This is a genomic window from Flavobacterium soyae (assembly GCF_045348165.1).
Lineage (GTDB): Bacteria > Bacteroidota > Bacteroidia > Flavobacteriales > Flavobacteriaceae > Flavobacterium > Flavobacterium soyae.
Map to the genome: position 1 here is coordinate 4,274,339 of NZ_CP150845.1, position 12,297 is coordinate 4,286,635.

Sequence of the window (12,297 nt, forward strand, 5' to 3'; positions counted from 1 at the left end):
AATGTTATAAAAGCGTAATAACAAATTATTTCTTTGTTATAAAAACTCTCTCTAACTCTGTATCAAGAACTACTTTATAAACTCCGGCCGCTGCTGGGTATTTAGCGTTTCCGTTTTCTCCCGGCGACATGGTACAAATACCATTTTTAATTAATCTCCATGACGGACTCCACCATTGACCTGTAAAAGTTCCTTCCATAGTTCCGGTTAAGGTATACTCTCCAACTAATTGATAAGGATTGGCTGGATTATTGGCTAAGTGAAGTTTTTTCACAACCCACGCATTCCAGGTATCCCAGTTTGCACCGTCGATTCCGCCTCCGCAAACGCTTACGAAAGGTTTTCTTAAAGCTTCGTCGTCATGCCATAATCCGTTGGCAACATCAGCCCAGACTTTGCTCGAAGGTGTATATTTCGTTGCAGTATATTTTAAAGTGTTTGGATTTACTTTAATAATATAATATCCTTTTGTTGGCAGAATAACTGCGGTTGAAGCAACATCGTCTACTAATTCTCCAGACGCATTTAAACCAAAACAATGTGGGGCAAAATCTGATTCCTGGCCTAAGAAATAAATTTCTTTATTGTCTGTATCTGCATAGTATTTAAATTCAAAATCCTGTCCGTTTTTTTCGTGGAAATACATCGGAACTCCAACTGCATCTGTCGTTAGGTTTGTACCTTTTGGCTGGTCGCATAAATAAATTGCAGGATACTCATTTGTAGCCACAATATTTATGTTTAATGTTCCTGTATTCGGAATCGCAAATTTATCTTTTGCTGTAATTGTCAATACGTAATCAGCTGCAGTTACAGGCAGTGTATAAGTTTTATTAAAAGTATAAGATTGAGGCGATCCTGTTAACTGAACGGTTTCATCAATGCCAAGCGCAGCACATTTAACCTGAACATAATCAATTCCTGAATCGTCATTTACCGCAAAGTTTACCGGCATTTCATTGCTTGTTGATAATAAGATAACGGATCCTTCTTTTGGAGTAACCATTGTTATTGAAGGAGCAGCAAATTCGCCGTCCAGACGTAAATTAATTTCTTCATTTACTGCATTTCCGGAAACGTCTGTAATGGTAAGTTTTATTTTGAATGCTTCAGAAGTTCCTCTGTTTGCCGGAACTTCGAAAAAATAACTCAAATCGTATGATTTTAAAAGAGGATCTGTTGCAAATGAGATTACTTTATCAAGCGATAATTCTGGAATTTGAATCTCTACGCTTTTTAATCCTAAGTCATCAGCCAGAGCGGCTTTAATTTCAAATTTTCTGCTTGGTGCACCATAAATTTCTTTTGTTGATACAACTACCGTAGGATCATCAGAACTTGGAAATCCTGATTCGTTATTTTGGCATCCGGTAAAAAAGATGGCAAAAAGGGTAAGAAAAAATAAAAATACATTTTTTTTCATTTCTTAATTTTTAAGGTTAGGTTTAGTTAGTTTGTTTTTTTCTAAAAACGTAAGTTGGTTTAAACTTGTAGGTCAATTTTTAAATTTTGATTGTCTGTTCATGAGGCAAAAAACAGACTGCAAATGATTATCTGGTTATTTTCATATTGGTGAGTTTGGTTAATTGTTAGTATATTTTTTTCCTTTTTTCTTTCTTCTTTGTTCTTTTTACTTTTTTAAAATGTCTTTGTTTGTTATTTTACCCGCAGTTTTTAAGCTGCGGGTATGATAAGTTATATTGTAAAACCAACTCTTACTCAATATTTAAAGAAGGCTCAATTCTTTAAACTGATAAAAACTTATCGAAACAAACACTTATGATTTTAGTATAGCAATGCGACTAACTTCATTACTATTACTGCAAAGAAATGTTTAATTCACACTCTCTAACAGGGGTAAAATGGAAAAAAAAGGAGGTCAAATTTGTAATTAACCATTATTTTGAGTTAAAAATTACGAACTACAAAAAAATACTTACATATTTTTAAACATTACATAATTATTATTTTTAATCACTTTTATCACTTAAACGTTTGAATTTATATAAAGATAAGACTGTATCTGTTACAAAAGAGTAAAGATAATGGATAAAAACAGGCATTTTTAGCTTAACTTATTTGATAATATTGAGATCTGAGTTGAAGGAACTCTTGTACTTTTTAATATATTCTGATGGCGTCATTCCGAAGAGTTTTACAAACTGCTGTCTGAAATATTTTGGGTCTTCAAATCCTACTTCGGCACTTGCCTGAGTAATATTCATATCTTCGGTCAGCATTAACATGGCCGCTCTTCGAATACGAACTGAACGTATAAAAGCATTTAAAGTCTGTCCCGAAATAATCTTGATTTTTGTATAAAGTGTTCTGTGGCTCATTCCCATTTCGAGGGCAAAGTTTTTGATTGTAAAATCTCTTTTATGAATATTGGCTTCTACAATATCAATACATTTTTTTAGCATTTCCTGATATTCTACCGGAACTTTCTGGGTATTTTCTTTTAGTGTAATGCTGTCTAAGAAATAAGTACGCAGGTTGCTTCGGTTTCGCAGTAAAGATTCTACACGTGCTTTGAGTATATCATCATCAAATGGTTTTGTGATATAATCATCGGCGCCATCATTTATTCCCTGTAAGTGGGTTTCAGGATTTTTTGATGCGGTCAGCAGAATTACGGGTATATGAGACAAGTCGTTGCTTTCTTTTATTTTTCGGCACAATTCCAAACCATCCATTTCTTCCATTGTAATATCGCTGATTACAAGATCCGGCATGTGTTTTTTGGTCAGTTTTAAACCTTCTTCCCCATTTTCTGCACTATAAACGACATAGTTTTCTGAGAATAATTTTATCAGATAGGCTCTGATTTCCTGGTTGTCATCAATAATTAAAATGGTGCGTTTTTCAGTAAGCATGATTTTTTGGAAATCACTTTCTGAAACTATACTATTTGAATTTGCATTGTTTTCTTCGGCATCATCAATTATTAATTCATCAAACAACTGACTTCTTTGCGGAGCATCATTTGTAATTTCGACATTTTCAAAGTGGCTGTTTCCTTTCAGGAAAGTTAGTTTAAAGGTACTTCCTTTCCCTACTTCACTTTCGCAGCTTACCTGGCCTTTATGTTTATCTACAAAATATTTGACAATAAAAAGTCCGATTCCAAAACCAGTTCCTATTGAAACTTTTGAATTGATCTGTTTGAATTTTTCGAAAATAACCTCAATATCTTTTTTCTCGATTCCGTCGCCGCTATCAGAGATTTCAAGAAAAACCTCATCATCACTTTCTGTCACTATCAAATTAATTTCTCCGCCAATTGGTGTGTACTTAAAGGCATTTGACATTAAATTGAATAACGAAATCTCAATTTTTTCATAATCGCCGATAATCACAATTTCATGGTCCGGAATTGTAAAATTATAATTGATGCTTTTATCTTTTGCCTGATTTACAAAACATTGATAAACTTCATTACAAAGATTATTTACATTTATTGGGGATAAACGCAATGAATCGGCATCATTTTCTGCTTTTCTAAAAAGAAGCAGCTGATCTACAAGGCTTAAAAGTCTTCTGGCATTTCGGTGCGCAATGGCCAAATCGCTTCCCGAAGAACCGTTTTGAACATTTTCTTTCTGAACTGCTTTTTTCAGCGGATTTATTATCAGCGAAAGCGGTGTTCTAAATTCATGTGAAATATAAGTAAACATAGAAGACTGCTTTTCGGCAATTTCCTTTTCTTTCTTGCTTTCTAACTCTGCAATTTTTACTTTATATTTTAGTTTTTCTTTGTTTTTATGATAATCCAGATAAACGAAAAGAAGTCCTGAAATACTCAATATATACAATAAATAGGCCCACCAGGTTCTGTACCAGGGCGGCAGGACTTGTATCGAAACAAGGCTGACTTCTTTGTTCCAGCCGCCTTTAAAATTGGTTGTTTTTACTTTAAAAGTATATTTTCCTTCGGGAAGTCTTGAATAATTTGCTTTTCGGGCCTGACCCACATAATTCCATTGCTCGTCCCAGTTCTCTAAAAAATAAGCATAATTTATTTTGTCTGCATTATTATAATCTAAGGCAACAAATTCTAATGATAAAGTGGTTTGATCGTAAGCCAGTTCGACTTCTTTTATTTTTTCAGAATCGGTTGTAATTGCTGCTTTACTTTCTTCTATTAGCTGATTGTTAACATAAAAATCTGTCAGCAAAACATTGTTCTTTTGGTTGAATCCTTTTATTGCTTCGGGAAAAAAGACGTTAAAACCGTTTATACCGCCAAAAAGAAATTCTCCTGTCGATAATTGAAGTCCGGCATTAAAACTAAACTGGTTGCTTTGTAAACCATCATTTACAGAAAAATTGCGAAACGTTTTTCTTTTTTTATCAAATCGGCAGACACCATTATAAGTACTCATCCATAGGTTTCCTTCCTTATCTTCTAATAATCTTAAAATGGTATTTGAAGGCAGTCCGTCATCTGATGTAAATCTCTTGAAATTATTGGTTTTACGGTCATACAATACCAATCCGCCTTCTTGTGTTCCGAGCCAGAGATTTTTGTCTTTGTCTTCATGAATACATCGAATTGGATTGCTAAAAGCTATTTTTACAATCTTTCTGATATTTTTTTCTATTGAAAATAATGTACCATAATTGGCACCCCAAAGTTTCCCGTCTTTAGTTTCTATAAGACATTGCAGATTATTAATGGTTCTGTCAAAAAGAACAAAATTATTTTTAGTACGATCAAAAAGATACAAAGAACCTTCGTTAGTGGCACTTGCCCAAATATTGGCTTTTGAATCTTTATAAACAAACCAAATATTCTTTTCAATTTGTTTCGTGTACGGATTGTAACAAGAAAATCGTGTTACGCTATTGTCTTTTTTATTAATGCGGTTTATTCCTCCGGCCCAGGTCGAAATCCAGATATCGTTATTATTATCGCGGGTAATTCCGGTTATAAAAGTGCTTGAAAGAGCGTTGCCATAATTAACGTACGTATTATTTTTTCGGTTCCAGTATTTTAAACCTGCACCATCTGTACCCACCCATATATTCCTTTTTTCGTCTTCGCAAAAAGACAAAATAAAGTTTTCGGCAGGGTCTTTTGCATTGTACCTAATGCTTTTAAAATATTTAGGTGTATTGCTCAACATACTGATTCCGCCCCGTAACGAGCCAAACCATTTGTTTCCTGACTTATCTTCGTATAAACTCCAAACCGAATTGCTTTTGGCCAGCTGATTACCTTGTATGTTATTTTGGGCAATTGCTGTTTGATTTGTTCTGTCCACTTTAAAAATCCCGCAGCCGTCTGTTGTGATCCAGATTTCTTTTTTCTTATCCAAAAGAATATCGGTAACACTGCATTTTACTGTAAAGTAATTTCCTGAAAGTGCACCAGATTTTGTATTGAAAAGAAAAAGTCCTTCATCAGTTCCTAACCAAAGATTTTCATCAGGAGCTAATTTCATTGCCTTTACTTCTTTGGAAAGTGGAAAAACTACTTTTAAACTTTTAGAAGTATAACTGTAACTGCAAATTCCAACATTTCTAACGTAAACCCAGCAATGCGCCTTTTTTTTATCATCCTGAAGTGCAATTGCATCATAATTGCTGACACTGATCCTGCTGCCCAATACATTTAACGGAATATGTTTTCCAACAAAAGTGCCATTTTCAAAAGTAATTAAGCCTAAATTTTGAGAAGCAATTAATACCAGATTCTCAGACACAGACCGCATTTGATGAATGATATCTTTTAGAACTTTTGGCTTTTGATCCGATAAAATAAACTGAACAGGATTAAATCTGTTATTGGTTTTATTGTAAACACAAACACCATTTGCACCTCCAACCCAGATATTTTTTTTAGAATCACCTTCAATATCATAGATTGTATTAAACAATAATGATTTTGGGTCGTTGATTCGGTTTCTAAAAACTTTAAAATTGTAGCCGTCGTATCGGTTTAAGCCATCGTAAGTTCCAAACCACATAAAACCTTCGCTGTCCTGAAATATAGTTGTTACGGAATTATTGGATAATCCGTCGGATATATCAAGAAATTTAACCGGATAATCTTGCGGGTATCCAGAAAATGAAAAGCCTATTAGTAGAATATATAAAACAAAATGCTTCAAAACGTAATTTTTAATTTACTTGTAAAAAGTACAATTATAAGCTAATTTTATAGATAATTCACATTAATCACTAGACAAAAATAACATTAACTTCTTTATTTATGAGATTTTACCTTGAATGTTTATTTTTAATAAACTAATACCTATAAACTAATAATGTTAAGAAAAGAAACACATATTACATAAAATATCTCGAAAATACTTAAAACATAAACCCCTTAAAAACAATATTTTTTTAAGGGGTTTTTATCTAAAATTATATCTGGCTATACTTTAACTTTCAACATTAAATTTTCAATTTTAGAATTCGAAATTTCCGGGTTTGCCCCCGGCGCTTCGGCAACTAAAGCTCCTACTGCACAAGCAAAATCGATAGCGGTCTGCGGTGCTTTTCCGGTAAGTAATGATGTTATTAAAGCTGCTAAAAAGGAATCGCCCGCTCCTACAGTGTCGGCAACTTCAACAGGATAACCTCCGTTTTCATAAAGCTGTCCTTCCCACATTAACAAAGCTCCGTGTTTACCTTTAGTTACACACATAGCGGTTACTTTAGTTTTTTTTGCAATAAAATGCATATTGTCTTCTAAACTTACAAAAGGCGATTGCATTGCTGCGGCAATCTCTAACAATTCTTCATCATTAAACTTTATAAAATTGGCTGAATGCATTAATTGTTCCAGGATTTTATACGAATAATGGGGTTTTCTTAAATTGACATCAAAAACCTTATAAGCATTGGTTTGCAGCAATTCTTCCAGAGATTGTCTTGATACTTCGTCTCTGCAGACCAAACTTCCGTAAATTAAAACATCAGCATTGGCGGCTAAGTTTTTAGCAGAATCGTTCAATACAATTTTATCCCAGGCCGATGGATAACTGATTTCATAACTCGCAGAACCACGTTCATTCAGTGTCACGTTTACTAATCCGGTTGCAAAATTTTCTGTCTGTATAATAGCATTCGTTTCAAGTCCTAAACTTTTTACCTGATCAATAATCGCTTTCCCGTCTTCATCTTTTCCTACACAGCTAATCATGGCTACTTCGCAACCTAATGTTTTCATACGCAAAGCCACATTTAGAGGTGCACCGCCAATCTTTTTTTCATTGGCAAAAACATCCCAAAGTACCTCTCCATAAGCTACTGCTTTAAGATTTTCTCCGTTATTCATTCTAAAATTATTTTATATTACTATTATTCTGTTTGTATAATCTGAAGGTTAGAAAAAATGCCGTTTTATCCTTCAGCAGTTAAACCTCATTTATTTTTGTCTCTTCTGTAAATACGATTCGTTAAAGCCGCTTTTCCGTTAATGTAAAGTTAAGCAACAATTTCAAATCATTCTAATCATTAATAACCTGGATTTTGTTTGTATAATCCCTGACTGAAATTAATTTGTTTTAACGGAATTGGGCAATACTCTTCTTTATGAGCATCAAAAAAGGCATCCTGATAATAGGTTCGTTTTGTTTTTTCTCCAGCATAAAAGTCATTTAATACCTGATCTGTAACGCCCCAGCGAACTAAATCAAAGAAACGATTTCCTTCCATCGCCAGTTCTAAACGACGTTCCCAACGCATGGCTTTACGGGCAAACTCTTGTGTCCAGTTGCAATTCACTCCATCAACATAAGTGTTGATTTTAAAGTTGTTTACATATGGTAATCTTCCTGTACTCTGCGCCGCTCTTTCTCTAATTTGATTAATTAACGGTAAAGCTTCTACTTGTCTTCCTGATTCAATCAGAGCTTCGGCACGCATTAAAATCACATCGGCATAACGAATCTGGATTCTGTTTTTTGAATTTCCATAAAACGGATCAATATTCACTACACAGCTGCAGCTTGGAGCTACGTTTTCTTTTAAAGAAGCAAAATATCCGTACGTTCCCGGAGATCGTACCCAGGCTTCAACATATAAAAATTCAGGATCATATTTATAAGGCAGGCCGGGCATTGCAACGGTGTGATATAATCTTGGATCGACTGTATTTGCATTTATGTTTTTATAATCAAAATCCTGATTGTTGTAGGTATCAAATTCCGGCAAACCGTTTGTTCCGGTTTTAAAAGCATTTACTAAGTTTTGACTTGGTTTATGAAAATCGCAGCATCCTAAACCTTGCGGAGTCGAAAGAACATCCGAAAAATTTAATCTTCCGTATAAAGTTCCGTCATTGTCTGAAAATTGAATTGAAAAGATTGATTCTGCTCCGTTTTCATAAGTTCCCGGCAAAAAGTTATTGGCATAATCAGGTTCTAAACTTGCTTTCCCAATTACTTTATCGGTCGCTGCAATTACTTCCTGCAAATGCTGCTGATTGATTCCTGTAACGGCAAATGTTTCGTCTTGTGTATAAGCCTGATACAAACGCGTTTTTGCTAAATAAGCATAAGCAGATTTTTGAGTGGCACGCCCAACTTGCGGCTGTGTTTCCGGCAGATTATCGGCAGCAGCCTGAAAATCTTCAGCAATTTTGTTCCAAAGTTCTTCGTTTGTAAGTGCTTTGTTTGAAATCGTTTTGTAATCTTCCACAGGAATATCTTCAGTGATATAAGGAATGTTTCTGAACATGATTTTCAGCATAAAATAAAAATGTCCTCTTAAAAAACGCATTTCGGCCATACGTGTTTTTTTCAACGGATAATCAGCTTCCGAAATTTGCTCTAATGCTTTCAAAGCTTTATTGGCTCTTGAAACTCCTACATAACTGATGTACCAAAAAGAATCTAATTCACCAAAATCAGGTCTGATATTATTTGAAACTTCAAAAAAGTGAAAATCCTGAATATCGTTAGTTCCGCTTCCGCCTTTATAAGCATCATCAGAACGAACATTTCCAAATGGCCACAAACTGTATGGCGAGTCATAATGGTCATTTCCTAATTGTGCATAGGCTGCATTCATAAATCCTTCTACTGATTCCGGTGTCACAATATCTTCTTCAGATAAAACGCCACGCGGGTCATTTTCAAGAAAATCTGAACAGGAAGTGATGATTCCCATCACTAAAAATCCTGCTATATATAGTATTTTTTTCATGTCTTTAGATTTAAACTTTTATTATAATGTAAAATTAAGCCCCGCCGTAAAAGTGGTTGGCTGCGGATATCCAAATCCCGCATTTTCAGGGTCTACACCTGTAAAACTTTTAGCATCAATGATCAATAAATTCTGACCGCTGATGTAAAATCTAAAGCTGTCGAAATTCATTTTTTTCAATAAATCTTTTGGCAGGCTGTAGCCAAATTGTAAAACACGTAGTTTAAGATAGTTTCCATTCTCAACATAATAAGTAGAGAATCTTGATTCTGCATTTCGATCTACAGTTGTTAAAGCCGGAATTGTAGAATTTGGATTATCTAAAGACCAGGCGTTTAACAAACGAGTTCCTTTGTTAGAACCTACGTCATCAACACTCCAAAAATCAGTTTGGTATTTTATATTATTAATTACGTCAACATTACTTGCTCCTTCCCAGAAAGTAGTGAAATCCCAATTTTTATATCCTAATCCTAAATTAAAACCGTAAAGCAACCCTGGGTTTGGATTTCCAATCCAGGTACGATCTTTATCTGTAATGGTTCCGTCTCCATTTAAATCTTTGTAGCGAATTCTTCCAAGGCCTTTTCCTTCCTGATTAGCCGAATTGTCTACTTCGCCCTGACTTTTAAACAATCCGTCAGCCACATAGCCGTACATAGAATTGATTGGTCGGCCTAAAATATTATCGTTTAATCCGTCACCGCCATAATTGTTTTTTACTTCATCCGGCAATTGTGTAATCTTGTTTTTGTTTGCCGAAACATTAGCAGAAATATCATATTTTAATCCAAAAGAAGTTTCATCATGATATCCTAAAGAAAATTCCCATCCTTTATTTTCCATCGAGGCGCCATTTACCCAGCGATTTCCACCTTCGCCAATTACTCCTAAATAAGGCGGTAAAACCAAAATGTCTTCTGTTTTTTTGATGTAATAATCAACAGATCCGCTTAATTTTTGTTTGAATAATCCAAAATCTAAACCGATGTTGGTTTGTGTAGTCGTTTCCCATTTTAAATCATCATTTCCAGATTGCGTTGCGATAAAACCGGACGGAAGCAAACCGTTTCCGTTTCCTGCAATGTCATAAGCCGTACCATAAGAAGTTGCCCAGGTTGGACTTCCGCCGGCGTAACTAGCCAAATAAAGACTGTAAACGGCTGTATTACTAATTTCCTGATTTCCGGTTTGTCCCCATCCTGCTCTTAATTTTAAATCTGAGAAAACAGGGGCATTATTTTTAATGAAATTTTCATTACTGATTCTCCATCCTGCCGAAACTGCCGGAAAGGTTCCGAATTGATTATTTTTCCCAAAACGGGAAGAACCATCACGACGAATTGTAGCCGAAAGCAAATAACGATTATCAAACTCATAATCTGCTTTTCCAAAGTAAGAAAGTAATGAATATGTAGTTGATGTTCCGCTTGTAAACGATTCTCCAGTTCCTGCATCAGGATACATATAATCTGGTGTTTCGATCAAAAAGTCGTTTTTGCGCAAAGTTGTTGTGTCGTAAATGTCTTTGTACATCTCGGTTCCAGCCATTAAATTCAAATTGCTTTTTCCGAAATTCAAACTATAAATTGCAGTATTTGTCCAGGTCCATTTATCGCTCACCGATTGATCAATTGTAACCGATGTCTGATCGTTTTGCAGATAACCCGATTTATAACTTCTTTGTAAAGTCCGTTTTTTGTAAAACCCGTAATCGATACCAAAACTGGTTTTGACGTGAAGATTTTTGATGATTTCTAAATCGGCATACGCATTACCAAAAAGACGTAAATAATCGTATTTATTGTCTTTATTATATTCTAAAAGACGAACCGGATTTTGTCTGTCATTCATTCCGCCTACAGGTCCGCCCCAGCCTTTTCCGTCAACGGTATGTACCGGAATAATTGGCACAGCGCGAAGAGCCTGTTCTAAAACTCCGGGATCAGTAACTTCGTTGGTACGATTGAAACTGAAGTTTTCTCCGATAACTAATTTGCCGTCAAAATATTTATAAGAACCATTCATTCTGGCGGAAATTCTTTCAAAATCAGTTGTTTTTACAACGCCTTCATTTTCATAATAGCCCAAAGAAAAAACATAACTTCCTTTATCTGATGCATTTGAAACTGACAAATCATAAGATTCGGCAATTCCGGTTTGCGAAATCGCGTCGTACCAATCAGTATCAGAGGATTTCAGCGTTTTTTCTGCATCTAAATATTCCGGAATTATAATATTGTTTAGCTGTGGTTTATTGTTATTTACCGACCAGTCAAACTGGTAACGCAGGTTATTATTGTTCGGGTTTAAGCCGTCATTAATATTGGCCTGCCATAGAGCCTGACCAAATTGGTTCGCATTCATCACATCCAGCTTTCTCGAATAATTTGAAATGGAAGTATAAGTGCTAAAATTAATCCTCATTTTGCCTTCTTTTCCTTTTTTGGTCGTAATGATAATTACACCGTTTGAAGCACGGGAACCATAAATACTTGCCGAAGAAGCATCTTTTAAAACCTGAATTGTTTCAATGTCATTCGGGTTTAATTCCTGCATTCCAGACTTGGTTGGCATTCCGTCAATTACATAAAGCGGATCTGTGTTGTTTAAAGTTCCTACACCACGAATCACCACTTTTGTATTGGCACCGCTCGGAGATCCGTCAGACGAAATTTTCACCCCCGCTACTCTTCCTTGTAACGCTTTAATTGGGTTTGGTTCCGGCTGTTTCATGACTTCCTTCATGTTTACAACAGCAACTGCTCCGGTAATATCCGTTTTCTTTTGTTTTGAATATCCTGTTACAACAACTTCATTCAGTTGATTGTTATCGAGTTTTAAAATGATTTTTAATGTTTTTTCTCCTTTAACAGAAATTGACTGCGGTGTAAATCCGATAAAAGAAACAACAATTACGGCGTCTGAACTGATTTCCTGGAAAGAAAAATTTCCATCAAAATCTGTCGCTGTACTGGTATTTGTACCAGAGATAATTACAGTCGCTCCCGGAAGCGGCATTCCGTCATCTGACGAAATTACTGTTCCTTTAATTCCTCCTTCCTGCGCTGTCATAATCAGCATCGGAAAAAAGAAAAATAGAAAATAAATAATTTTGGTTTTCATAGTTAGTGGTTT

Annotated in this window: 5 protein-coding genes; all 5 read right to left on the bottom strand. The window is 35.1% G+C overall.

The features are described from left to right. Nucleotides 1-25: 25 nt before the first annotated feature. Nucleotides 26-1,423 (bottom strand): hypothetical protein, encoded by a 1,398-nt coding sequence (locus AABD74_RS18065; protein ID WP_406843812.1) that lies wholly within the window; start codon nucleotides 1,421-1,423, stop codon nucleotides 26-28. Nucleotides 1,424-2,075: 652 nt separating this feature from the next. After that, nucleotides 2,076-6,116, bottom strand: a complete 4,041-nt coding sequence (locus tag AABD74_RS18070) for a two-component regulator propeller domain-containing protein (protein ID WP_406843813.1) — start codon at nucleotides 6,114-6,116, stop codon at nucleotides 2,076-2,078. A gap of 266 nt (nucleotides 6,117-6,382) precedes the next feature. Next, complete coding sequence (locus AABD74_RS18075) at nucleotides 6,383-7,288, bottom strand: carbohydrate kinase family protein (protein ID WP_406843814.1); 906 nt, start codon at nucleotides 7,286-7,288, stop codon at nucleotides 6,383-6,385. Nucleotides 7,289-7,467: 179 nt separating this feature from the next. After that, on the bottom strand, nucleotides 7,468-9,159 hold the full coding sequence (locus tag AABD74_RS18080) for a RagB/SusD family nutrient uptake outer membrane protein (RefSeq protein ID WP_406843815.1): 1,692 nt from the start codon (nucleotides 9,157-9,159) through the stop codon (nucleotides 7,468-7,470). A gap of 21 nt (nucleotides 9,160-9,180) precedes the next feature. Then, a complete protein-coding gene (locus AABD74_RS18085; RefSeq protein WP_406843816.1) occupies nucleotides 9,181-12,285 on the bottom strand; it encodes a SusC/RagA family TonB-linked outer membrane protein in 3,105 nt (1,034 codons plus the stop codon). Between the last annotated feature and the right edge of the window lie 12 nt (nucleotides 12,286-12,297).

What these genes read in the sequence shown, in the direction of transcription:
- AABD74_RS18065 (WP_406843812.1), bottom strand. Translation starts at nt 1,423, where the DNA reads ATGAAAAAAAATGTATTTTTATTTTTTCTTACCCTTTTTGCCATCTTT.
- AABD74_RS18075 (WP_406843814.1), bottom strand. Translation starts at nt 7,288, where the DNA reads ATGAATAACGGAGAAAATCTTAAAGCAGTAGCTTATGGAGAGGTACTT.
- AABD74_RS18080 (WP_406843815.1), bottom strand. Translation starts at nt 9,159, where the DNA reads ATGAAAAAAATACTATATATAGCAGGATTTTTAGTGATGGGAATCATC.
- AABD74_RS18085 (WP_406843816.1), bottom strand. Translation starts at nt 12,285, where the DNA reads ATGAAAACCAAAATTATTTATTTTCTATTTTTCTTTTTTCCGATGCTG.